The 24,176-nt window shown below is 61.1% G+C and carries 24 protein-coding genes; 7 read left to right on the top strand and 17 right to left on the bottom strand.

The genetic code is table 11. The annotated features are described in order from the left end of the window. Nucleotides 1-104: 104 nt before the first annotated feature. Complete coding sequence (locus tag REH34_RS21060; protein WP_311969057.1) at nt 105-947, top strand: TIGR02285 family protein; 843 nt, start codon at nt 105-107, stop codon at nt 945-947. A 189-nt stretch (nt 948-1,136) separates the two neighbouring features. Here the strand turns inward: REH34_RS21060 and REH34_RS21055 are convergent, their stop codons facing one another. Beyond that, nucleotides 1,137-1,427, bottom strand: a complete 291-nt coding sequence (locus tag REH34_RS21055) for a DUF3509 domain-containing protein (protein WP_311972128.1) — start codon at nt 1,425-1,427, stop codon at nt 1,137-1,139. Nucleotides 1,428-1,612: 185 nt separating this feature from the next. Here REH34_RS21055 and REH34_RS21050 point away from each other — a divergent pair, with 185 nt between their 5' ends. Then, nucleotides 1,613-2,275: a response regulator gene (locus REH34_RS21050; RefSeq protein ID WP_226503195.1), complete on the top strand. Its 663-nt coding sequence runs from the start codon at nt 1,613-1,615 to the stop codon at nt 2,273-2,275. 7 nt (nt 2,276-2,282) lie between these two features. Here the strand turns inward: REH34_RS21050 and REH34_RS21045 are convergent, their stop codons facing one another. The 11 genes from REH34_RS21045 to ffh all read right to left on the bottom strand — a co-directional run bounded on the left by REH34_RS21045 (nt 2,283) and on the right by ffh (nt 14,976). Next, nucleotides 2,283-2,705, bottom strand: coding sequence for a response regulator (locus tag REH34_RS21045; RefSeq protein ID WP_226503194.1), 423 nt, complete (start codon nt 2,703-2,705; stop codon nt 2,283-2,285). A 130-nt stretch (nt 2,706-2,835) separates the two neighbouring features. After that, nucleotides 2,836-6,471 (bottom strand): transporter substrate-binding domain-containing protein, encoded by a 3,636-nt coding sequence (locus tag REH34_RS21040; protein WP_311969056.1) that lies wholly within the window; start codon nt 6,469-6,471, stop codon nt 2,836-2,838. Between the two features lie 110 nt (nt 6,472-6,581). Next, nucleotides 6,582-7,991, bottom strand: coding sequence for a threonine synthase (gene thrC / locus REH34_RS21035; RefSeq protein WP_226503192.1), 1,410 nt, complete (start codon nt 7,989-7,991; stop codon nt 6,582-6,584). Between the two features lie 106 nt (nt 7,992-8,097). Beyond that, complete coding sequence (locus REH34_RS21030) at nt 8,098-9,402, bottom strand: homoserine dehydrogenase (protein WP_226503191.1); 1,305 nt, start codon at nt 9,400-9,402, stop codon at nt 8,098-8,100. A gap of 91 nt (nt 9,403-9,493) precedes the next feature. Then, the gene (locus REH34_RS21025; protein WP_226503190.1) at nt 9,494-10,222 is read right to left on the bottom strand and encodes a thioredoxin fold domain-containing protein; all 729 of its coding nucleotides are present in this window, start codon (nt 10,220-10,222) and stop codon (nt 9,494-9,496) included. Nucleotides 10,223-10,378: 156 nt separating this feature from the next. Then, nucleotides 10,379-11,275, bottom strand: a complete 897-nt coding sequence (gene xerD, locus REH34_RS21020; RefSeq protein ID WP_226503189.1) for a site-specific tyrosine recombinase XerD — start codon at nt 11,273-11,275, stop codon at nt 10,379-10,381. 110 nt (nt 11,276-11,385) lie between these two features. Beyond that, nucleotides 11,386-11,736 carry a 50S ribosomal protein L19 gene (gene rplS, locus REH34_RS21015; RefSeq protein WP_027902605.1) on the bottom strand — a complete coding sequence of 117 codons (351 nt, stop codon included), beginning with the start codon at nt 11,734-11,736 and terminating at the stop codon, nt 11,386-11,388. 42 nt (nt 11,737-11,778) lie between these two features. Then, nucleotides 11,779-12,531 (bottom strand): tRNA (guanosine(37)-N1)-methyltransferase TrmD, encoded by a 753-nt coding sequence (gene trmD, locus REH34_RS21010; protein ID WP_311969055.1) that lies wholly within the window; start codon nt 12,529-12,531, stop codon nt 11,779-11,781. 3 nt (nt 12,532-12,534) lie between these two features. Continuing rightward, nucleotides 12,535-13,074 (bottom strand): ribosome maturation factor RimM, encoded by a 540-nt coding sequence (gene rimM / locus REH34_RS21005; protein WP_226503187.1) that lies wholly within the window; start codon nt 13,072-13,074, stop codon nt 12,535-12,537. Nucleotides 13,075-13,079: 5 nt separating this feature from the next. Next, nucleotides 13,080-13,331, bottom strand: a complete 252-nt coding sequence (gene rpsP / locus REH34_RS21000; protein ID WP_226503186.1) for a 30S ribosomal protein S16 — start codon at nt 13,329-13,331, stop codon at nt 13,080-13,082. A gap of 262 nt (nt 13,332-13,593) precedes the next feature. Further along, complete coding sequence (ffh, locus tag REH34_RS20995; protein ID WP_226503185.1) at nt 13,594-14,976, bottom strand: signal recognition particle protein; 1,383 nt, start codon at nt 14,974-14,976, stop codon at nt 13,594-13,596. Nucleotides 14,977-15,174: 198 nt separating this feature from the next. Between ffh and REH34_RS20990 the strand changes: the two genes are divergently transcribed. From REH34_RS20990 to REH34_RS20980, 3 genes are all read left to right on the top strand, one after another. Next, nucleotides 15,175-15,987: an inner membrane protein YpjD gene (locus tag REH34_RS20990; RefSeq protein WP_226503184.1), complete on the top strand. Its 813-nt coding sequence runs from the start codon at nt 15,175-15,177 to the stop codon at nt 15,985-15,987. A gap of 9 nt (nt 15,988-15,996) precedes the next feature. Continuing rightward, a complete protein-coding gene (locus REH34_RS20985; protein ID WP_311969054.1) occupies nt 15,997-17,238 on the top strand; it encodes a transporter associated domain-containing protein in 1,242 nt (413 codons plus the stop codon). A 342-nt stretch (nt 17,239-17,580) separates the two neighbouring features. Next, nucleotides 17,581-18,894 carry an MFS transporter gene (locus REH34_RS20980; protein WP_311969053.1) on the top strand — a complete coding sequence of 438 codons (1,314 nt, stop codon included), beginning with the start codon at nt 17,581-17,583 and terminating at the stop codon, nt 18,892-18,894. A gap of 151 nt (nt 18,895-19,045) precedes the next feature. Here the strand turns inward: REH34_RS20980 and purT are convergent, their stop codons facing one another. The 5 genes from purT to REH34_RS20955 all read right to left on the bottom strand — a co-directional run bounded on the left by purT (nt 19,046) and on the right by REH34_RS20955 (nt 22,528). Then, nucleotides 19,046-20,227 carry a formate-dependent phosphoribosylglycinamide formyltransferase gene (purT, locus tag REH34_RS20975; protein ID WP_226503181.1) on the bottom strand — a complete coding sequence of 394 codons (1,182 nt, stop codon included), beginning with the start codon at nt 20,225-20,227 and terminating at the stop codon, nt 19,046-19,048. Between the two features lie 89 nt (nt 20,228-20,316). Beyond that, nucleotides 20,317-20,784, bottom strand: a complete 468-nt coding sequence (locus REH34_RS20970; protein WP_226503681.1) for a VUT family protein — start codon at nt 20,782-20,784, stop codon at nt 20,317-20,319. Nucleotides 20,785-21,179: 395 nt separating this feature from the next. Continuing rightward, nucleotides 21,180-21,380, bottom strand: a complete 201-nt coding sequence (locus REH34_RS20965) for a DUF1289 domain-containing protein (RefSeq protein ID WP_226503180.1) — start codon at nt 21,378-21,380, stop codon at nt 21,180-21,182. Further along, on the bottom strand, nt 21,377-21,904 hold the full coding sequence (locus tag REH34_RS20960) for a gamma carbonic anhydrase family protein (RefSeq protein ID WP_311969052.1): 528 nt from the start codon (nt 21,902-21,904) through the stop codon (nt 21,377-21,379). Before REH34_RS20960 ends, REH34_RS20965 begins: the two co-directional genes overlap by 4 nt. Before the next feature lie 24 nt (nt 21,905-21,928). Continuing rightward, on the bottom strand, nt 21,929-22,528 hold the full coding sequence (locus tag REH34_RS20955) for a CoA pyrophosphatase (RefSeq protein WP_226503178.1): 600 nt from the start codon (nt 22,526-22,528) through the stop codon (nt 21,929-21,931). 191 nt (nt 22,529-22,719) lie between these two features. Here REH34_RS20955 and REH34_RS20950 point away from each other — a divergent pair, with 191 nt between their 5' ends. Continuing rightward, nucleotides 22,720-23,280: an NUDIX hydrolase gene (locus tag REH34_RS20950; RefSeq protein ID WP_311969051.1), complete on the top strand. Its 561-nt coding sequence runs from the start codon at nt 22,720-22,722 to the stop codon at nt 23,278-23,280. Nucleotides 23,281-23,542: 262 nt separating this feature from the next. After that, nucleotides 23,543-24,040 (top strand): murein L,D-transpeptidase family protein, encoded by a 498-nt coding sequence (locus tag REH34_RS20945; protein ID WP_409373343.1) that lies wholly within the window; start codon nt 23,543-23,545, stop codon nt 24,038-24,040. Nucleotides 24,041-24,176 lie beyond the last annotated feature (136 nt).

Below are 24,176 nucleotides of genomic sequence, written 5' to 3'. Positions count from 1 at the left end.
GAGTCTCCCGCGCAATGGCTTTACGCATCAGCCCATGGATTCGGTGGTGGCCTCTGGTTCCGATGAAAGCATGTCTTGGCGCTTGCCTGGCCATTGGTTTGAACATGGCCTTCATACCCCAGGTTCAAGCCAAGGAAACCCTGGTGTGGCTGCTGCGCGAACTGCCTCCGCTGACCATTTTTGAAGGCGCGCAACGCAATCAGGGCGCGGTGGACAGAACCCTCGCCCTGCTTATCCAGCGCCTGCCTCAATACGATCACGTGATTCAACGGGTCAACCGCGCGCGGGCCATGCAAATGCTCCACGAGCCCGGCTTGCGGTGCGATCCGACCCTGCTGTGGAGCCCCGAACGCGCCACGTTCATCGCTTTCTCCATCCCTAGCGTGGTCACATACAGCAATGGCCTGATCATTCGTTCGGCCGATCGACCGCAGTTCGCACCCTTCATGGAAAACGGCGAAGTCGATCTCGATGCCTTGCTGCAGAGTGGCAAATTGAAAGTCGGTAGGGTCGCCGAGCGCAGCTATGGGCCATTTATCGATCAAATATTGAAACACGCGCCAGCGGACATGTTATCGCCCCACTATGGTAACGATGCGGTCAGCAGCTTGATGCAGATGGAACAGCGCGGCCGTCTGCAGGCGCTGATCGGCTACTTGATCGAGGCGCGCTATGTGGCCAGGCAGCAAGGCATGGGCGCCGATGAGTTCAGCTTCCTTGCGATCAAGGGCGTAGAGAAATACCAGTTCAATCATGTCGGCTGCAGCGACAACGCCGACGGCCAACAGGCCATCAGCCGCATCAATCCTGTCCTTGAAACCTTGCGTCGGGACATGCTCCCGCTGTTTTATGCCAGTTGGCTGGACAACGACTCACGTGACCATTACCTGGAGGATGCCAAGAGCTTCTTCAGCGACAAAACTGCTGCGGCCATGCCGTCGCGCTGAGACCTTTCAAGGCTGCTTTTTAACCCGGACAAAAGAAACCCCAACCGGTGGGGAAGCCGATCGGGGTCAACATGGTCCTTGCGGACCAGCACGACAGGTCAAGGACACCGGAGCACAATGTCAACGGCCTGCCCTTGCAAAATTCGAGTAGTGCCTGCTAGAAAGGTTCCTCATCCGCCTGCCTCGTCGCTACATCCCGGCGGAAAAAACCTGGCGCGATTGCGCGGCGTGCTGCAGGGCAGCAATGACACAGGGCTGCAGTCGACCCTCGGCAACCAGGAGATCGCGATGAAATCCATCGACGACATCGATCACGGTACGATTGTCGGTAAGCTGGCTACGATTGACCAGGCGTTCGGCCATTAGTAGTCCATGCTGGTCCTTGACTGCGATACGGCGATTTCCAAGTGTATCGACGGGCCCCACGCTGACCAGGTAGGGGCTCAGGGCTTCATTCAACAGCAAGCTGATATTTTCCAATACGATCACCACTCACTCGTCAAGAATAAAGGTTGCCTATCAATGACTGTCGACCGATCAAAAAAGTTCGATCCGGTCCGGCTTCCTCCAAGCACATTGCACAGTGCACATGACAGGCTGACGAAGCGGGGGAAAGCAGGGATGCCGGATATGATGTTTCATGAATTTTCCGAGGGGGCGCGCTCGTGAGCACTTCGCCCGACTCGCCACTGCGCATCGTACTGGCGGACGACCATCCGATCTTCCGCCTGGGTTTGCGTGCCGTACTGGAACAAGACCCTACAATCAAAGTGGTTGCCGAAGCGGATGGCCCCCAGAGCCTTCTGGCTTGCCTGCAGACGACACCGTGTGACGTGCTGATCAGCGACTTCATGATGCCTGTAGACAAGCAGAACGACGGCTTGCGCTTGATGGAGAGCATACGCCGGGGCTGGCCGCAGTTGCCGATCCTGGTGGTGACCATGCTCAACAACGCCGCGCTGTTCCGTTCAATGCTCAAGCTCGGAGTCCTTGGGCTGCTGGGCAAAGGCAGCCTGGCCGGCGAACTGCCGACGGCAATCGAGCATTTACGCCAAGGCAAATTATACATTGCCCAATCGGTCTCCCAGACCCTGCAGACCGGTGACACCGCAGATACGGCTGGAGGCCTGAACACCGTGGAGCTCTCGGCCAAGGAGCTGGAAGTTGCTCGATTATTGGCCTCAGGGCTGTCGGTGAGTGAAATCGCCGGCCGCCTGCACCGCAGCAAACAAACGGTCAGTGCACAGAAAGTCAGTGCCATGCGCAAGCTGGGGGTCACCAACGATGCGGCGCTGTTTATCTATTTGCAGGAACAGGGCCTGAGCTGAGTCCAGGTTACAAGGCGGCCAAGGCGCGAGCCGAGGAGCGGGTGTTCTGCTGATAAACCTCCAGCAACAGGTGCAAGGTCCGGGTCGAAGCCGGTTTGCTCAGTGCCGCCAGCACCCATAATCCGGATTGTCGCGCCAGCCGCGCTGCATCTTCGCGCAGGGCCTCATCGGCATTGCTGAGAATGATCAAGGCTTCGGCCTGACGGCTGACCGCCAGATGACGTATCAGATCGAGACCACTGCCGGTACGATCCGGATCAAGGTCGCATATCACCAGATCGACGCTGCCGCGCCGCGCCAGGGAGCGACAGGCATCGGTCACGGTAGCGGCGACCAGTACATCATAGACACCACTGGCGTTGAGCATCTGGTGCAGCGCCATCAATTGAAACGGGTTGTCTTCGAGGATCAGAACTCTGAGTGAGCGCATGGACCAGCCTCCAGAAGCGATACGGCCGAGTGCCGCGATATCAGGCACTCTAAAGATCCGGCCGAAGAGCAGCTATAGGACGAATCTGAAACCGTCGTAGGACGGTTCGCTGCGGTCTGTGCACTTCACGTCATTCGTCAGCGACCATGCCCCGCAAAGTTCGCAAGATATCGGCCTGCAAGTCCTCGATGGCCGCCCTGAACGTTGGCCAGTCCTGCCGTACCTGCTGCTCATGGCGAGCGGAGCAGCCTTTGCCGAACTGGCCGCAAGCCCTGGCCAACGGCCCGGCATCGATCATGGCACATACCCCTTTGAGCCGATGCAGCACACCTTCCAGCACCGGCCAGTCCAAAGCCTCGACTGCATCATCCAGCCGTTCGAGCTCCTCTTCGAGATTGCTGTCGAGCTCGCTCAGCATCCGCTGTAGCAACTGAGCATTGGCGTGGGTCAAGGCCTGCAAGGTCGCTGGATCGAAATGTCTTGGGCGGGTCAATTGTGTCAATGCCTGGCTCAGCGCATCGAGCGACAGTGGCTTGGGCAGCCACAGGTCCATCCCGGCCTCTTCACAGCGCTGACGCTCATCATTCATGACGTTGGCGGTATAACCGATGATGGGCGTAGGCGCCAGCTCCTGTTCGATCTCCAACTCGCGGATCCGCGTGGCCAACTCGTAACCGCTGATACCCGGCATGTTGCAGTCGCTGATCAACACATCGAAATCGCCGTCCTGCCAGGCTATCAAGGCGTCTTCCCCGCCAGCCACTGCCTCGACCTGATGGCCGAGGTACTCCAATTGTCGGCTCAACACCAAGCGGTTGGAAGACAGGTCATCGGCAATCAACACGTGCAACATTCGCGGTACCAGATCCGCGCTGACGGCGCTCGTGAGCTCAGGGGGCTCCTTGATGCTGATGACCTCGACCTGATGCACCTGTAACTGGAGGCTGATGCAGGTGCCCTGCCCGGGCGTGCTGCGCAATTGCATCTGCCCGGCCATCAAGGCGATCAGCCGTTGGCAGATGCTCAGCCCCAGCCCCGACCCGCCATAAAGCTGCGCCGCATCGGCTCCGACCTGAACGTAGGGCTCGAACAGCTGTGCCTGCTGGGCCGCGTCGATACCGATACCGGTGTCCTCTACCCTGATGTCCAGTGCCAGTAGGGCCCCTTCCAGATGCGCGTTGACCACCAGGCTCACTCGCCCTCGGTGGGTGAACTTCAGGGCATTGCCGAGCAGGTTGTGCATGACCTGACGCAGGCGCAGTGCATCGATCCAGTATTGACCTTGCAGCCCCAGTGCGATCTGCACCTGGAGGTCCAGCCCCTTGCGCCGTGCTTCCGGCTCGAACAACCGCGCTATGTCGGCAAAAAATGGCGATAGCGCAACCGGGGTCAGGTGCAGTTCCAGCCTGCCAGCCTCGATACGCGACAAGTCAAGGCTGTCGCCTACCAGCTCCAGCAATTCGCAGGCGCAACGAAAGGCGACTTCCAGCCCCTGGGAGAGCGTCTGCCCACGCGCCCTGCTGGTGTCCCGTTCAAGCTCCAGCAAACCGATGATCGCCGACAGTGGTGTACGAATGTCGTGGCTCATGGTCGCAAGGAAAGAGCTTTTCGCCAGGTTGGCGTCTTCCGCCGCCTGCCTCGCCTCGGTGAGCGCGACCTCTAGGCGCTTGCGCTCGGTGATATCGATCCAGCCGCCCAACAACCCTTGCAACTGGCCATCTGCACGATAGAACGGCACCGTCCACTGGTAGGCATCGATCCGTTTGCCCCCCAGTTCTATTTGCCGATCGATGAATACCGGCTTTGGGTTTTCAAGCTGTTTGAGATAGTCGGCGTGGACGCGCTGCGCGTCTTCGGCGCCGATCAAGCCAACCTCGGGCAATTGCAATCCCTTGATGCGCTCGAAACGCGTCGCGAAGCATTCTTCGTAACTGCGGTTGCATGACAGCAGCCGCCCTTCCAGATCGCGCACATAGATCGGATTGGGAATGCCATCGAGCAGCGCCTTCTGGAAGACCAACTGATCGCTGAGGGCTTCCTCGGCGCGCTGCCGCTGGGCAATCTGCACCCGCAAGCGACCGCTCCAAAGCAGTGATATCAAGGCGATAAGGCCGGCAACGGCAGCCCCCCAGTAGACCCAAGGTGCAATGCGTTGCCACACCGGCACCTCGGGCAGGGCCGCCCCAAGCCACTTGAGGCGAATGGCGCGCAAATCTGCCACTGGGAAGGCTTCGAGCGCCTTGTTGAGGATACTCGTCAGCTGTGGATTGGCCAACGTGACCGAAAAACGGTCCGGAGACCACGCGCCGTCGAGACTGCGCCCGACCGTCAGCCCGGTATCGCTTTCGCGCTGGACCGCCCGATAGGCGCCGACTTCGCTGTCGATGGTGGCGTCAGCCTGACCACGAGCGACGGCATCTCGGGCCTGATCCATGGTCGCCACCTGCTTGAGGCGGATCTGCGGATACTCGCGCCGAATGAAATCTTCCAGTGCATGCTGCGCCGGCAGGGCCAGCACTCGGTCGTCCATTTCCTCGAGGGAATCAAACGCAACGCCGTCACGGCGCAGGATGAAGACCCAGCTCTGACCACCATATGAATGGGTGAACTCCAGTAGAGACCGGCGTTCCGAGGTCTCGCTGAGGGTAGTGTTCATCTGCGCCCGGCCGCTCTTGAGCAGGTCGAGGCTCTGGGCGATCGAACTGGCATGGACGTACTCGAACTGCAGGCCGGTCATCTGCGACAGCGCCGCCAGAATATCGACATTAAGCCCGACCCAGCGACCCTGACGATCCCGGTACAGATAGGGGGCATATTCGGTGGCCGCGACCTGAACCTTGGGGTGAGCAGCAATCCAGGATTGCTCGTCGCTATCGAGTTGCACCGGACGCTGAGCGATTCCGGCACCCAGCCCCGAAGTCCAGCGGCCAAGAATTTCACGCTGCAAAGCGCCCTGAAGACTGCCCAGCGCTCGATCGAACATCGCCGTGAGCGGCGCATCAGTGTTACGAATGGCAAAGGCAAAGCCGCTGGACGACAGACGACTGTCACCGGTGATGCGCAACTCCACGTAGGGCCGCAGCGCCATATAGGAGCGCAGGATAATTTCGTTGCCGATCACCGCGTCGACCGCGCCCTGCCTTAGCGCCTCCAAGGCACTGCTTAAACTGGGAGCGACCACCACACGGCTGCTCGGATAGGCCCTTTGTACCGCGTCGACCGAAGCATAACCTTCCACCACTGCCACGCGTTGATCGTCAAGACCGTCGCCGCTCTGGCGGATATCATCGCTGCGACGGGCCAGTACAGGACGATCGAACAGATAAGGGCTGGTAAATGCCAGACCGGCAAAACCCTGCTCGTAACTATTCGATGCGGTGAGTACATCGATGTCGCCCTGGTGCAGCGCCTCGATGGCATCGTCACGGCGCGTAAACCCATGGATCTGCAGGGTGACACCCAGCCGGGCGCGTATCAGGTTCAGGTAGTCGGCACTCACGCCCTGGTAGCGGTTGCGATCGACGGCGATATCCAGAGGTTCGTTGTCGTTGATCGACATGCCGATGCGCAGCGTCTGTTGATGCTTTTGCAGCCACTGCTGCTCCGCCGGAGCCAACGCCATGGGCGCCAGCTGGGCGATCGGCTGCACCAAAGTAAACGGCAGGGCCTGCGCCGCCCAGGCGCCATTCGCAACGGCACATAGCAATAAAACCCGCACAAGCAGACGCCAGGGGCGGCAGAGATATTGATACATACGGGGAGACATGCGGGCATCCTTGGCGCTGGCTTATGCAAAGCGAATAAGCACCAAGTTTGACACGGAAGAGAAAAAAAGCCCGTCGATCGACGGGCTTCAAGTGTTGCAGAACGCTTCAGTTACAGCGGCTTGCCACGATTGCCATGCTGCGCCACAAAGTTCTGGACGGCCTTGAGCTCGTTAGCCAACACCGTGCACTTTTCTTCACGCTCGAACAGATCGACCAGGTGGGCAGGCAACTCCAGCGCCTTGCCAACACCCGCCTTGAGTACCGCGTCAGGGAACTTGACCGGATGCGCCGTACCCAGCACCACCATCGGCGTATCGAGGCTGCGACGACATTCGCGCGCGGCCCGCACACCGATAGCGGTATGGGGATCGAGCACTTCGCCCGTTTGAGCGAAGACATCGGCGATGGTCTCGCAGGTCTGCTCGTCGTCGACCGCCAGGGAATCGAACAGCTTGCGGGTTTCGGTCCAGCGGTCCTGTTCGACACTGAACTGGCCATCCTGCTTGAAGCTGTCCATCAACTGCGCGATGGCGGCGCCATTACGACCGTGCATGTCGAACAGCAGGCGCTCGAAGTTTGACGACACCATGATGTCCATCGATGGCGACAGCGTGGCGTGCAGGGTTTCCTTGGCGTAGCCATTGCCGCTCATGAAGCGGTGCAGGATATCGTTGCGGTTGGTCGCGACGATCAGTTGGCTGATCGGCAGGCCCATGTTGCGCGCCAGGTAACCGGCGAAGATATCGCCGAAGTTGCCGGTCGGCACCGAGAACGCCACAGAGCGCGCGGGGCCGCCCAATTGCAGAGCGGCGTGGAAGTAGTAGACGATCTGGGCCATGATCCGCGCCCAGTTGATCGAGTTGACCGCGACCAGACGCGTGCCCTTGAGGAAGCTCTGGTCGGCGAAGCTGGCCTTGACCATTTCCTGGCAGTCGTCGAAGTTGCCTTCAATGGCGATGTTGTGGACGTTGTCGCCGAACAGCGTGGTCATTTGCCGACGCTGCACTTCCGAAACCCGCTGGTGCGGATGCAGGATGAAAATATCGACGTTTTCGCAGTGCTTGCAGCCTTCAATAGCAGCCGAACCAGTATCACCGCTGGTGGCACCGATGATGACCACCCGCTCGCCGCGTTTGGCGAGGGTGTAGTCGAGCAGGCGACCGAGCAGCTGCAAGGCGAAGTCCTTGAAGGCCAGGGTCGGGCCATGGAACAGTTCCAGCACCCACTCGTTGGCGTTGAGCTGGCGCAGAGGCGCCACCGCTGCATGGCTGAAGCCGGCGTAGGTCTCTTCGAGAATTCTCTTGAAATCGGCGTCGGGAATGCTGCCAGCAACGAACGGGCGCATTACCCGGAACGCCAGCTCGTGGTAAGGCAGGCCGGCCCAGGAGGCAATTTCTTCCTGGGTAAAGCGCGGCAGGTTTTCCGGCACATAGAGGCCGCCATCGGTGGCCAGGCCAGCCAGCAGCACGTCTTCGAAATTGAGCGCCGGCGCCTTGCCGCGCGTACTGATATAACGCATAAGAGCAAACCTTTGGTTTGAGCTTCAAGCTGCAAGCTTCAAGCTGCAAATCAGCGCGCCGTGGCGTTGATCTTGCAGCTTGCGGCTTGTCGCTTGCAGGCTGTTGTCAATTCAGTTGTTCGACGCGGATGCGCACCACACTGCCGATTACATCCTGCAGGGCTTCGAGCGCGGTAATGGCGTCGTTCATGTGTTGCTCGACCACGCGGTGGGTCAGCAGGATCATCGGCACCAGACCGTCTTGCTCCTCGACTTCCTTCTGCATGATCGACTCGATATTGATGCCACGCTCCGAGAGAATGCTGGCCACCTGAGCCAATACGCCCGGGTGATCCTTGGCCTGGATGCGCAGGTAGTAGGCGCTCTCGCAGGCTTCGATCGGCAGGATCGGGTGGGCCGACAGCGAGTCAGGCTGGAAGGCCAGGTGCGGCACGCGGTTCTCGGGATCGCTGGTCATGGCGCGAACCACGTCGACCAGGTCCGCGATCACTGACGAAGCGGTGGGCTCCATGCCGGCGCCAGCGCCGTAGAACAGCGTCGAGCCGGCGGCGTCCCCGTTGACCATGACCGCGTTCATCACACCATTGACGTTGGCGATCAGGCGATCGGCCGGAATCAGCGTCGGGTGCACGCGCAGCTCGATGCCATTGGCGGTGCTGCGGGCCACGCCCAGGTGCTTGATGCGATAGCCCAGCGCCTCGGCATAGTTGACGTCAGCGGTGGTCAGCTGGGTGATGCCTTCGGTGTAGGCCTTGTCGAATTGCAGCGGGATACCAAAGGCGATGGATGCCAGGATGGTCAGCTTGTGCGCGGCATCGATACCTTCGACGTCGAAGGTCGGATCGGCTTCGGCATAACCCAGCGCCTGGGCTTCAGCCAGCACGTCCGGGAAGGTGCGGCCCTTCTCGCGCATTTCGGTGAGGATGAAGTTGCCGGTGCCGTTGATGATCCCGGCGACCCAGTTGATGCGGTTGGCGGACAGCCCTTCACGGATCGCCTTGATCACCGGGATGCCACCGGCAACCGCTGCTTCGAAGGCGACGATAACGCCCTTCTCGCGGGCTTTGGCGAAGATCTCGTTGCCGTGCACGGCGATCAGCGCCTTGTTGGCGGTGACCACGTGCTTGCCGTTGTCGATGGCCTTGAGCACCAGTTCGCGGGCAACGGTGTAGCCGCCGATCAATTCGATGACGATGTCGATCTCGGGGTTGCTGGCGACCGCGAAGACATCGTTGGTAATGGGGGTTCCGGTAATCTGGCAATTCGGGTTGGGCGAACGCATGGCAATTTGTGCCACTTCGATACCACGCCCGGCACGGCGGGCGATCTCCTCGGCGTTACGTTGAAGCACATTGAAGGTGCCGCCACCGACGGTACCTAACCCACAGATGCCTACTTTGACCGGTTTCACTCTGAACTCCCCATGAAACGGCCGACACTGAGTCGGCCGTGAAATACGGTCGCAAACGGGTTGCGACCTGATGTTTTGTTGCCTGGCGTGATTATTCGCCAGCCAGAGCCAGCTTGGCCACTTGAGCCGCTGGCTGGTAGCCCGGTATCACTTGGCCGTCAGCCAGAACAATGGCAGGCGTGCCATTGACGCCGATCGACTGGCCCAGGGCGAATTGCTTGCTGACCGGGTTGGCGCACTTGGGTGCCTCGACATCCTTGTTGGACATGAGTTTTTCAAGCGAGCCTTTGCGGTCCTTGGAGCACCACACCGCTTGCAACTGCTGATCGCCTGGCGAATCGAGGCCCTGGCGCGGGAACGCGACATAGCGCACTTCAACGCCCATCTTGTTCAGCTCAGGCACTTCGGCGTGGAGCTTCTGGCAATACGGGCAGGTGGTGTCGGTGAACACGGTGATGTGCGACTTGGTCTCGCCGACGGCCGGAAACACGACGGTTTCGGCCTGAGGAATGGCGTTGATGGTCTTGGCGATCGCTTCACGTTCGGTCTTTTCGGTCAGGTTGACCGGCTGGCCGTCCTTGAGCTGATAAAGATAGCCCTGCATAACGAACTGGCCATCGGGGCTGGCGTACAGTACGCGGCCACCTTTGAGCTTGACCTCGTAGAGGCCGTTGAGCGGGCTGGCCGCCACGCTTTCGACTGGCACATCCAGCTTGAGGGTTTGCAAGGTATTGCGAATGGCCTGTTCGGGGGTATCCGCCGAGGCCGCGACGCTGAACAGCGCAAGCGCAGCAGCAGCGACAATATGGGTTACGCGCATGAGAACTCCTGGGGCGACGTATGGACAGTCGGAGACGATGGCGACGCGCCTGGAGCGACGTTCGAGGTCCGGCTTTGTTGACCCGCCAAGCCTATCACATTCGCTACGCCGGGCCGAACAGGCAGGCCGTAACTCGATGTTTTTCACAATGCCCCTTCACCCCCGAGGATGGTGCACCGCGTGCAGTTCCTGCAGGCGTGCGCGGGCCACATGGGTGTAGATCTGAGTAGTCGACAGGTCGCTGTGCCCCAGCAGCATCTGCACCACGCGCAGGTCGGCGCCATGGTTGAGCAAATGGGTCGCGAAGGCGTGGCGCAAGGTGTGCGGCGACAGCGACTTGGAGATCCCGGCCACCCGCGCCTGATGCTTGATGCGGTGCCAGAACGTTTGCCGGGTCATCTGCTCGCCGCGCTGACTGGGGAACATCACGTCACTCGGCCGACCGTTCAGCAACTGGTCCCGGGCACCGCGCAGGTACCGCTCGACCCAGACGACAGCCTCTTCGCCCATGGGCACCAGCCGCTCCTTGTTGCCCTTGCCGACCACTCGCAGCACACCTTGGCGCAGGTTGACCTGATCCAGCGTCAAACTGATCAACTCGGTGACCCGCAGGCCGCAGGCATACAGCACTTCGAGCATGGCCCGGTCGCGCTCACCGATTGCCTCGCTCAAGTCCGGAGCCTGCAGCAAGGCTTCGACATCGGCCTCGGAGAGAGACTTGGGCAAGGGCTTGCCCAGTTGCGGCATGTCCACCTGCAAGGTCGGATCGACGCCAATGAGCCGCTCGCGCAGCAAGTAGCGATAGAAACCCCGCGCGCCGGACAGAAACCGCGCGGTCGATCGCGGCTTGTAAGCCTGCTCGACACGCCAGGCCAGGTGATCGAGGATCATCTCGCGTCCGGCGCTGCCCAACTCGACGCCACGCTCCTGCAACCAGCCATTGAACAGCGCGAGGTCGCTGCGATAGGCCTCGCGACTGTTGTCGGACAGCCCCTTTTCCAGCCACAAGGCATCCAGGTACTGGTCGATCAGCGGGTGGTCGATGGCGGGCATAAAAAACTCGAAGACTGGTTTGCACGCATTCTACCCGCCCCTTGCCGATAAATCGCAGGCAACAAAAAAGCAGCCCGAAGGCTGCTTTTTTTATCAGATCAAAACTGCACTCAGGACAGTTTTTCCTTGATACGTGCGGCTTTACCAGACAGGTCACGCAGGTAGTACAGCTTGGCTTTACGCACGTCACCACGACGTTTCACGGCCAGGCTGTCGATTTGCGGGCTGTAGGTCTGGAAAGTACGCTCTACGCCAACACCGTTGGAGATTTTACGTACGGTGAAAGCACTGTTCACGCCGCGGTTCCGCTTGGCGATAACAACGCCTTCGAACGCCTGCAGACGTGCACGATCGCCTTCCTTCACTTTCACCTGGACGACAACAGTGTCGCCTGGGGCAAAGGTAGGGATCTCTTTGGTCATCTGCTCTGCTTCGAGTGCAAGGATGATTTTGTTGGTCATGCTGTGCTCCTAAGGAAAATCTCTCGATTTACCATCGATACGTTAACTATCGTCCCGCTCACGAAGGTATTCCGTGAGCAGCTTGTTCTCTTCTCCAGAAAGCGAGCGTCTTTCCAGAAGATCGGCACGTCGTTCGTAGGTCCGCCCAAGGGACTGCTGCAAACGCCAGCGCCGGATATGTGCGTGATTGCCACTTAGCAATACGTCGGGAACACGCTGATCCGCATACACCTCCGGTCGGGTGTAGTGCGGGCAATCCAGCAGACCATCGGTGAAGGAATCTTCCTGCGCCGAGTCCGCATGCCCCAAAGCTCCGGGCAGCAGTCGTGTAACCGCATCGATCAAGACCATGGCTGGCAGCTCGCCGCCAGACAGCACGTAATCTCCAATCGACCACTCTTCGTCGACATGAGCTTGAATGAACCGCTCGTCAACGCCTTCATACCGCCCGGCGATCAGAATCAATGACTCCGATGTCGCCAGTTCCTGCACCGCGCCTTGTGACAACGGCCGGCCTTGTGGCGACAGGTAGATCACCTTCGCCGCTTCCCCTGCTGCGCTTTTGGCCTGGGCCAGAGCGTCTTCCAGAGGCTTGATCTTCATTACCATCCCGGGGCCGCCCCCAAAGGGCCGGTCATCCACCGTATGGTGGCGATCCGTGGTGTAGTCCCGCGGATTCCAGCAGGTCAATTGCATCAACCCCTGCTTTACCGCGCGGCTGGTAATGCCGTATTCACTGATGGCCGAGAACATCTCGGGGAACAAGGTGATCACTTCTACGCGAAGGCTGGCCATCGCTTAGAAGTCCGCATCCCAATCAACCCTCATCTCGCCAGCGGCCAGATCGACCTTCAACACGCATTGCGCCGTATAGGGCAACAGGCGTTCACGATCATCCAGGCTGCCCGCGCAGGGCTTCACCACCATTACATCGTTAGCGCCGGTCTCCAACAGGTGATCGATGGTGCCGAGCAGTTGCTCCTGCAAATCGATGACTTTCAGACCTTGAAGCTGGTACCAGTAGTACTCGTCTTCGGTCAGGTCGGGCAAAAGGCTCCGCGAGATGCAAATCTCGTAACCGGACAGAAGGCGTGCTTCGTCACGATCGTCGAGGCCTTTGAGCTTGGCAACCAGATCCTTTTGAGTGGAACGGCCGCTGACCAGCTCTACCTGTTTGACCACAACGCCGTCACGCTTGAGCGTCCAGGTCTTGTAATCGAGCAGGTTTTCTATCGGATCGGTAAAGGAAAAGACCTTCACCTCGCCGCGAACGCCGTGAACCGAGAAAATCTTGCCGACAACGATCAAGTCATCAGCGGAATCTGGCGTCGCGTTCATATTGCTCAGGCCGCAGCCTTGGCAGCTTCCTTCAACAACTGAGCAACGCGCTCAGAAGGTTGTGCACCAACGCTCAACCAGTGGTTGACGCGCTCTTGGTTCACGGACAGACGGATTTCCTGACCACGAGCAACAGGGTTGAAGAAACCAACCTGTTCTTTGTGCGAACCGTCACGTGGGTTACGCGAGTCGGTTACGGTCAGTTGGTAGAATGGGCGCTTTTTGGAGCCGCCACGAGCCAGACGAATGGTTAGCATTGAACATCGTTCCTGTAGTCGGTGCTGCAAATCATAATGCACAGCGGGCACACGGGTGCCCGAAAGGCCGCATATTCTCAAGGAATACACGGACATTTGCAAATGCCTTTTTCCGGAAGGTATTCCGGGGTTCAGGCTTGCAATGCAAATTTGCTCATAAACCGTTGTGAACAACGGATTTCGGCCGTTTGGCCAGGCAGCCCGCGGCATCGCGGGCCTATCGCTCGACGGCGGCAACAGGCCGCCATCGAACCGAATTCTGTTACATCCTCGGCATGCCACCGCCGCCGCCAGGCATCATGCTGCCCATACCGCGCATCATCTTGGCCATGCCGCCTTTGGTGGAAAACTTCTTCATCATCTTCTGCATCTGCTTGTGCTGCTTGATCAAGCGACCGATGTCCTGCACCTGAGTGCCGGAGCCCATGGCGATCCGACGCTTGCGCGAACCGCTGATCAGATCAGGGTCGCGGCGCTCGGCCGGGGTCATGGAGTTGATGATGGCTTCCATCTGCTTGAACTGTTTTTCCGCAGCGCTCTGGGCGTTGCCCATCTGCGCCAGGTTGACGCCACCCATGTTCGGCAGCTTGTCCATCAGGCCACCGAGGCCGCCCATGCCCTTCATCTGCACGAGCTGATCGCGGAAGTCTTCGAGGTCGAAGCCCTTGCCCTTCTTGAGTTTCTTGGCGAGCTTGTCGGCCTTGTCCTTGTCGAGATTCTGCTCGGCCTGTTCGATCAGGCTGAGCACGTCCCCCATACCCAGGATGCGCGAGGCGATACGATCAGGGTGGAACGGCTCGAGCGCTTCGCTCTTCTCGCCCATACCGATGAACTTGATCGGCTTGCCAGTGATGGCTCGCACCGACAGCGCGGCACCACCACGCGCGTCACCGTCGACCTTGGTCAGCACCACGCCGGTCAGCGGCAGGGCATCACCAAAGGCCTTGGCGGTATTGGCGGCGTCCTGGCCGGTCATGGCGTCGACCACGAACAGCGTCTCGGCCGGCTTGACCGCGGCGTGCAGGGCCTGGATCTCGGCCATCATCTCGGCGTCGATGTGCAGGCGACCGGCGGTGTCGAGGATGACCACGTCGATGAACTTGAGCTTGGCTTCACGAATCGCCGCGTTGGCGATGTCGACGGGCTTCTGGCTCAGGTCGGACGGAAAGAAGGTCACACCGACTTCGCCGGCCAGGGTTTCGAGCTGCTTGATGGCCGCCGGACGGTAGATGTCGGCCGATACCAGCATCACGGTCTTTTTCTTGCGCTCCTTGAGGAAGCGCGCCAGCTTGCCGGCGGTGGTGGTTTTACCCGCACCCTGCAGACCAGCCATAAGAATGACCGCCGGTGGCGTGACGTTCAGCACCAGGTCTTCGTTGGCGGCGCCCATCAGGCTTTCGAGCTCGGCCTGGACGATCTTCACGAACGCCTGCCCTGGGGTCAGGCTGCGCGACACCTCGGTGCCGACGGCACGCTCCTTGACGGCGTTGACGAAGTCCTTGACCACCGGCAAGGCGACGTCGGCCTCGAGCAGCGCCATGCGCACTTCACGCAGCGTGTCCTTGATGTTGTCCTCATTCAGCTTGGCCTTGCCGGTGACATGGCGAAGCGTCTGTGAGAGCCGGTCGGTTAGATTTTCAAACATGCGCGATCCTATACAGGTTCGGTTGAACCGAGGTTTTGGTAGCGGGTGGCTCGAGCGCACTCGAGGGGCCCGCTCCAAGGGCAGGGCGGCGATTATAACCAAGAGTGAGGCCGGCCGACACTGCCGGTGAGCGCAGTCTTTCGTCCGGCGCGCTTTCTATGCCAAACTCGCGCCTTTAGAGCCCGCTCGTCAGGACTTATGCCCCCCTTGTCACCCAGCCTGTTACCCAGCCTCGCCGCCGCCCTTTTATACGCCGCTGCGACCGTCTATCAAGCATTGCGCCTCGGTCAGGGCGAAAAGGCCAGCAGGCGACTGCTGTTCGTGCTCGGCGCACTGGCGGTGCTCGCTCACGGTACGGCGCTGTTCCCTCAGCTCTGGACGGCACATGGGCTGAGCCTCGACTTCCTCAATTCGGCCAGCCTGATCGCCGCAGCGGTCATTGCCCTGACGCTGGTCGCGTGCTTCAGCCTGCCGGTACACAACCTGCTCATTCTGCTGTTCCCGCTCGGGATCATCACGGTGCTGCTGACGCAATTCGTGCCCAAGGGTACCGTACCGTTCATCGATGAAGAGCCCGGCATCCTCGCGCACATCCTGTTGTCGCTGCTGGCCTACGGCATGTTCACCATCGCCGTGGTACAAGCCTTGCTGCTGCTGCTGCAAAACCATCAGCTCAAGCACAAGCACCCCAAAGGCCTGATCAAGAACTTCCCACCCCTGCAAACCATGGAAAGCCTGTTGTTCGGCTTCCTGTGGGCTGGTTGGGTGCTGCTGTCGATGTCGCTGGTGTCCGGCTGGCTGTTCGTCGAGAACCTGTTCGCTCAGCACCTGGTACACAAGACCCTGCTCGCCTGTCTCGCCTGGATCGTCTTCAGCGTGCTGCTGTGGGGACGCAACCGTCTTGGCTGGCGCGGCCACAAGGCTATTCGCTGGACTCTCTCGGGCTTCTGCCTTTTGATGTTGGCGTACTTCGGCAGCAAGCTGGTACGCGAATACATCCTGCACATCTGACGGCGGATCATGGACACTTTGCCTCTGGCACCCCTCTTCTGCCTGCTGGTGCTGACCTTGCTCTGGGCGGCGCTGTTCACTGCGGTGGAAGCCTCCCAGCACCAGCTCAATCAACGCGCCAAGGGCAAACGCAAGGCCCCGGACGCACCGACCTTGCACGCGCCGCTCGACAGCCTGGTGCTGTGCGTCACGGTCAGCAAGATCGCCACCATCACCCTCGCCACCACGCTGGGCATGTACCTGTGGGGCGATCGCGGTGCCTGGCTGGCGGCAGTGATCATTGCCGCCGTGCTGCTGATCGTCGCCGAGTTCTTGCCGCGCCAGCTGGCCCGGCGCAATCCCGAGGCGTTCATCATTCTGGGCAACACCTTGCTGCGCCTGCCGCTCAAGGTGCTGTACCCAATCGCCTGGCTGCTGGCGGGCTTCGCGCGACTGTTGGCCAAACCGTTCAAGGTCAAGAGGCGGACCGGCGGCCTAGACCAGGACACGCCATCACCGCGCGCGGTGCTGGACGAGCTGTCCAGCGAGGCGCGGGCCAACAAACCGCACCTGCTCAATACCCTGCATGCGCTGGACAAGATCACCGTCAACGACATTCTGGTGCCACGCAACGATGTCGACGGCATCAACCTCGATGACTCCCTCGAAGAAATCACCGACCAATTGATCGCCAGCCGCCATACCCGCTTGCCGGTCTTCCACAGCGACATCAATCTGGTCGAACGCGTGCTCAACACCCGCCAGATCAGCCATTTGCTGCCGCGCCGCGAACTGACCATGGAGGCGCTGCTGGGCGCCTGCTATGAGGCTTATTTCGTGCCGGAAAGCACGCCCTTGCAGATGCAGCTGCTCAATTTCCACAAGCAACAGCGGCGCCTCGGCGTGGTGGTGGACGAGTACGGCGAAGTGCTGGGCCTGGTGACACTGGAAGACATCCTCGAAGAAATCGTCGGCGAATTCGAAGACGAGCACGCGGAGGACAACCCCCACATTCACCCGCAGGCCGACGGACGCTTCGTCATCGATGGCGCGGCCTCGTTGCGCGACCTCAACCGCAGCCTGGGCTGGCACTTGCCCAGCGACGGCCCCAAGACCCTCAACGGCCTGATCACCGAAGCGCTGGAAAACATTCCGGAGAGCAGCGTGTGCCTGAAGCTGGGACGCTATCGCCTCGAAATCCTCGAAACCGAGGATAACCGCGTGTCCCGCGTACTGGTCTGGCACACCAGCAGCCTGCCGCCGGCGCTGTAGCGGGGGCCTGTTCGACGGCGAAAACCGCCTGCAAGCCCCCTCGCTACAGGCCTCGCCAGACACAAAGCGTTGATCCAGAGCGGCGGCCTTCCTATAATCGAGCCGCTTACCCAGCCCGCCGACACCTGTGCCCACCCGCACTTGAGGTGATCCGGCCAGTCAGCCCGCCTGACAGTTCGTGCGCATGTCTGCCGCCAGCCGCTCTCACCCTGAGCCTGGCCTGCGCCCGCCCCCATCCCTGGGGCGCCTGTCCCGCACCAAAACCATAACAATTTGCTGCTGCGAAGCCCGGCCTTGCGCCCAGGCGTCTTTGCCGCAGCACGACTGCCAGGGATTATCCGCATGATCAGCCAGACCCTCTATAACGAGGCCAGCGCGGCGCCACCGGCCAACTCTGCCGCGCGCGTCGCCACTGCCAGCTTCATCGGTACGGCCATCGAGTTCTATGACTTTTATGTATACGCCACGGCCGCCGCCCTGGTGATCGGTCCGGTGTTCTTCCCGCAGACCTCCGGCACCGCGCAGATGCTCTCGGCCTTTTTGACCTTTGGTATCGCCTTCCTGGCCAGACCCTTGGGCTCGGCGCTGTTCGGCCACTTTGGCGACCGCATCGGCCGCAAGTCGACATTGGTGGCGTCCTTGCTGCTGATGGGCGTGTGCACCACGCTGATCGGCGCCCTGCCCGGCTACGATGTCATTGGCGCCTGGGCGCCCATCCTGCTGTGCGTGCTGCGCTTCGGCCAAGGCCTGGGGTTGGGCGGCGAATGGGGCGGCGCGGCGCTGCTGGCCACCGAAAACGCCCCCAAGGGCAAACGCGCCTGGTTCGGCATGTTCCCGCAACTGGGGCCGTCGATCGGTTTTCTGTTGGCCAACGGGTTGTTTCTGACACTGGCGGTCTGCCTGAGCGATGAACAATTCCGCAGCTGGGGCTGGCGGCTGCCGTTTCTGCTCAGTGCGGTCTTGGTGATGCTGGGCCTGTATGTGCGCCTGAAACTCGAAGAAACACCGATTTTTGCCAAGGCCGTTGCCCGGCACGAGCGGGTCAAGATGCCGGTGGTCGAGTTGTTCAGCCAGCATTGGCAGCCGATGGTGCTGGGTGCAGCCTCCATGGTGGTGTGCTACGCGCTGTTCTATATCTCGACGGTGTTCTCGCTCAGTTACGGGGTCTCGACTCTGGGTTATAGCCGTGAAGGCTTCCTAGCCATGCTGTGCTTCGCCGTGCTGTTCATGGCGGCCGCGACGCCGCTGTCGGCCTGGCTCAGCGACCGTTACGGGCGTAAACCGGTGCTGATCGTCAGCGGTCTGCTGGCGGTGGCGAGCGGTTTCAGCATGGAACCCCTGCTGACCCAAGGCTCGACGGCGGGCGTGCTGGTGTTTCTGTGTGTATCGCTGTTCCTGATGGGGGCGACCTTTGCCCCCATGGGCGCCCTGCTGCCTGAGCTGTTTCCCACGCATGTGCGCTACACCGGCGCGTCGGCGGCGTACAACATCGGCGGGATCGTCGGGGCGTCGGCCGCACCCTTCTTCGCGCAGAAGCTGGTGGCGATCGGCGGCTTGAGTTATGTCGGCGGGTACGTGTCGGCGGCAGCCGTGCTCAGCGTGCTGGCGGTGCTGTGCCTGAAAGAGACGCGGGATGAGGATTTGAGCCAGATCTAGGCCAGCCACACCGGCCTCTTCGCCAGCAAGCTTGACTCCTACAGAATCGACCGGTGTTGAGTCATACACTGTGGGAGCCAGGCTTTGCCCGTGAAAGCGCCAGGTGACGCGACGCACATTCAGCGCCGCATCAGGGTGCCGATTGCACGGCTTACAGCTCGACCTTGACCGCCTGAGCCGCGCGAGTCGCCTTGGCACGTGCCGCTTCGATCGACTCGTCACGCGCCAGCGCCACGCCCATGCGGCGTTGGCCGTTCACTTCGGGCTTGCCGAACAGACGCAACATCGTATCCGGCTCGCTCAACGCCTGCCCCAGGTTGGCAAAGGCCGTCTGTGTCGACTGCCCTTCCACCAGAATCACCGCCGAAGCCGACGGCCCGAACTGACGGATCACCGGGATCGGCAAGCCGAGAATGGCCCGGGCGTGCAGCGCGAACTGCGGCAGGTCCTGAGAAATCAGGGTGACCAGGCCGGTATCGTGCGGGCGCGGCGAGACTTCGCTGAACCACACTTGATCGCCCTTGATGAACAGCTCGACACCGAACAGCCCGCGACCGCCCAAGGCCTCTGTCACCGCCCGTGCAACGCGCTCGGATTCAGCCAGCGCCACCGGGCTCATGGCCTGAGGCTGCCAGGATTCCTGATAATCGCCCTTCTCCTGCCGATGGCCGACCGGCGCGCAGAAGGTGGTGCCACCGATGTGGCGAACGGTCAGCAAGGTGATCTCGTAATCGAAATCGATGAAACCCTCGATGATCACCCGGCCCTTGCCGGCGCGACCGCCTTCCTGGGCGTAGTCCCATGCCTTTTGAATATCGTCTTCACCCTTGAGCAGGCTCTGGCCTTTGCCCGAGGAGCTCATGACCGGTTTGACCACGCACGGAAAACCCAGGTCGAGCACCGCGGCACGGTAGTCTTCGAAGGTATCGGCGAAGTGATACGGCGAGGTCGGCAGGTCCAGCTCTTCGGCGGCCAGGCGACGGATGCCTTCACGGTTCATGGTCAACTGCGTAGCCCGCGCGGTCGGAATCACCGTGTAGCCTTCAGCCTCCAGCTCCACCAGGGTGGCGGTGGCGATGGCTTCGATTTCCGGAACGATGTAGTGGGGCTTCTCAGCCTCGATCACCGCACGCAGGGCGTCGCCATCGAGCATATTGATGACATGGCTGCGGTGCGCGACCTGCATGGCCGGCGCATCGGCATAGCGATCGACGGCAATCACCTCGACGCCCAGGCGTTGCAGTTCGATCACCACTTCCTTGCCCAACTCGCCAGAGCCACACAGCAAGACGCGGGTCGCGGTGGGCGACAGGGGGGTTCCGATACGGGTCATTTCAGGTCCTCGAACAATAAGGAGGGATCGCGGGCGCCGGGCAGCCACCCGATAAAGCCCGGCATTTTACATGACCGGGCATCCACTGTTCAGCGCCGGGCGAGGTTTTTCCGTGCCCGCCAGTGCATGATCATCCACACCACGCTGACCCCAGCGAACTTGGACACCAGCGCCGTGCCGACCACTGCGGGGAAAAGAGCGCCGATCATGCCGAAAAAGATGAAGGTATCGAGCGGAATGCTCAGCGCCGAGCTCAGCCACAAGCGGTCATGCAACGGCCGCTTGGTGATGGAAAACACCAGCCAGTCGATCAGTTCCGAGAGGCCGAACGCGGTGGCGCTAGCCAGGGCGATGGCCGGATCGGAAGTGATGTAGGACAGCACCAGGGCCGCCAGCATCGCCAAGAGGGTGCCATGACCGAAGCGGGTCTGGACCATGTCGCGCAGGATGAACACCAGCCCGCCCCATGCCGACCAGATGACATCCAGGTGCGGCGCCGCAGAAAAAGCGTAGTTGATCAGCACGACGCTGGCGATGTAGGCGATCAGGAAGGGCATGGGATTGTGGGCAGGCATAGAGAAAGGTATCCAGTTTACACCTGTGCTCGACTCCAGGGCCTCATCGCGGGCAAGCCTTGCTCCCACCGGTGCACGACTCGCTACTGTGGGAGGCGATCAGGAAGGGCATGGGATTCGAGAAAGGTATCCAGTTTACACCTGTGTGCTCGACTCCAGGGCCTCATCGCGGGCAAGCCTTGCTCCCACCGGTGCACGACTCGCTACTGTGGGAGGCGATCAGGAAGGGCATGGGATTCGAGAAAGGTATCCAGTTTACACCTGCGCGCTTGGCTCCAGGGCCTCATCGCGGGCAAGCCTTGCTCCCACCGGTGCACGGCTCGCTACTGTGGGAGCAAGGCTTGCCCGCGACAGGGACGGCCCGTTCCACACCGATGTCACTGACTGAACAGCAACCCCTGCGTCCTCGCCCGCTCGTGGCACTGAGCCAATACTGCACGCCGCTCGTTGTTGTCCATGCGCCCCCAACGGGTGATCTCCGCCGCGGTGCGCTGGCAACCGGTGCACATGTCGTGGTCATCCAGCGCGCAGACGCTGATGCAGGGCGATGCCACCGGGCGTTCGCGTTCAGTGCTCATGCTGGGTCCACGGGCTTGAGATCCCGCGCATAGCGCCGGGCATTGTCGACATAATGCTGGGCGGACGCCCGCAGGCCTTGCTTCTGGACCTCGGTCAACTCGCGCACGACCTTGCCCGGAGAGCCCATCACCAACGAGCCATCGGGGATTTCCTTGCCTTCGGCGATCAGCGAATTGGCGCCGATGATGCAATGCTTGCCGATTTTTGCGCCATTGAGGATGACAGCGTTGATGCCGATCAGGCTGTAGTCGCCCACCGTGCAACCATGCAGCATGGCGTTGTGGCCAATGGTCACACCGGTGCCGATGGTCAGTGGCACGCCAGCATCGGTGTGCATCACGGTGCCATCCTGCACATTGCTGTTCACGCCGATATCGATCAGCTCGTTGTCACCGCGCAGCACGGCGCCAAACCACACACTGGCGCCGGCCTGCAGGCGCACCTTGCCGATCAGTGTGGCACTGGGCGCAGTCCAGCTGCTGGGATCAAGATCGGGCGCGTCATCGCCCAGGCGGTAGATCATGGAAAAGATTCCTCGGTCGCGGGGTCAGACCGGCGTGAAGTGCGCAGGCGGACGATGCAGGCTGATATTGGCGTCATACAGCAGGTTCATCAACTCGACGATCATGATCGCGGACAGCCCCCAGATCTTGTAGCCGTCGTAACGGTAACTGGGCACATACCAGCTCTGGCCGGCATAATCGATACGATGGGTGTGCTCGCGCGGGTCCTGGCGAAAAAACTCCAGCGGCACGCTGAAGACCGCGGCAATTTCCGCATCATTGGCGCGATATTCGACAAAGTCGGGAATGATCCCCACGAAAGGCGTGACCTTGATGCCGTGCTTGGACACCAGCGGGCTCAGTGGCCCGACGATTTCCACCAACCCGGGCGGCAGGCCGATTTCCTCTTCGGCTTCGCGCAGGGCGGTGTACATGAGGTCAGGGTCTTCGGGATCGCGGCGCCCACCGGGAAAGGCGACTTCACCGCCATGGGTCGACAGCCCCTTGGCGCGCAGGGTGAGTACCAGTTCGGGCGTATCCCCACGAGTGATGGGCAATAAAACGGCGGCCTCGGGAAAACGCTGATCCGTCTCCAGGGTGCGCGGCGTATGGCTGCTTACACGGCGAAGTAGCTCGTCCAGCATGGCTTCTCTCAATGCGTTGCTTGCCCTGCATGATGCACCAAAGCGACGCGCCGCCCAAGTGCTGTTTATGGGTCCGTGCTGCGGTGAGAGGAGCGCAGATATGCACTTAAGCTGTTGGCCGCTTCGCTTGCGTGGCTTGCCAGCAAACCCCGGCAAGCACCAAGATAGGCCCATCGACCAGGAGGCCTTCCATGAAATTCTGCAGCCAGTGCGCCCATCCCGTCAGCCAGTTGGTGCCCGAAGGCGACAACCGGCTGCGCTTTGTCTGTGAGCACTGCCACTGCATCCATTATCAGAACCCCAATATAGTCGCTGGTTGCCTGCCGATCTGGGGTGATCAGGTGCTCTTGTGTCGGCGCGCCATCGAGCCACGCTACGGGTTCTGGACCTTGCCCGCAGGGTTCATGGAGAACGGCGAGACCCTCGAGCAGGCCGCCTGTCGGGAAACCGACGAAGAAGCCTGCGCCCGCGTGCGCGACCTGGCGCTCTACACCCTGTTCGACCTGCCGCACATCAGCCAGGTACATGTGTTCTTCCGCGCCACGCTGGCCGATCTGGATTTCGCCGTGGGGAGCGAAAGCCTCGAAACCCGGCTGTTCAAGGAAAGCGAAATACCTTGGTCGGATCTGGCTTTTCCAACGGTCGGACGTACCCTAGAATGCTACTTCGCTGACCGGCTGGGGGATCACTATCCAGTTCGAAACGAATCATTGCCCCCTCTGCTCACCGGGTTGCCGGGCAGCCCTACCTGACGCCCGGCGGGCGCGTATTCATTCAGGATGTCGTTAAATGCGCTGGTTGCTTGCCTTGCTTTGCCTGTCTCTTCCGGCGTTTGCCTGCGCAGAGCTCACCGTTACGGTAATCAAGCGGCCCATCGCTGCGGTATCGGCGCCTGCGCCCGTTGCACCGAGAGCGGCACCCTCGTCGCCAGCGCAAACCGTCACCCCGGCAGCCAACGCCGCTAAGCCGACGCCCCCCGGCGCAGCGGCTTGGGCACCGAACTTGAAAGCACCAGTGCCCTCGGTCGCCTTTGCCCCGACAACCACCCTTCCAGCGCCTGCCAGCCCTGCCCGCACCCTGGCCAATATCGCCATCGACAAGGTGCTGGTGATCAAATCCGCCCACCGCCTGGAGCTCATGAGCCATGGCGAGCCGGTCAAGGCCTACAAGATTTCCCTGGGCAAGCAGCCCCGCGGGCCCAAGCTGGCCGAGGGCGACCGCCGCACCCCCGAGGGCTTCTACTGGCTCGACTGGCGCAAGACCAGCGACCGCTACAATCTGGCCATGCACGTGTCCTACCCCAATATCGATGACGCTGCCCGTGCGCGCCGTGAAGGCACCCCCCCAGGCGGCATGATCATGATCCACGGCACGCCGATCAGCGACGACTACCCGGAATGGTACTTCGCCTCCCTGGACTGGACCGACGGCTGCATCGCCATGAACAACGCCGACATGCGCGAGGTCTGGTCGCTGGTCAAGGACGGCACGATGATCGAGATTCGCCCCTGATACCTGCGCTCTGAACTGTTTTGTACCTCTGTAGGAAATACCCCACACACTGCTCAGCCTCCCCTGACACCGTTGTAGGACTCGTCTGGCCGACGTAAATAGCCTCGCTCAGTAGAGTTGCCCGAAACAATCAGAT

Origin of the sequence: Pseudomonas baltica (assembly GCF_031880315.1) — a bacterium.
GTDB lineage: Bacteria > Pseudomonadota > Gammaproteobacteria > Pseudomonadales > Pseudomonadaceae > Aquipseudomonas.
This window is presented reverse-complemented; position numbering and strand designations above follow the sequence as displayed.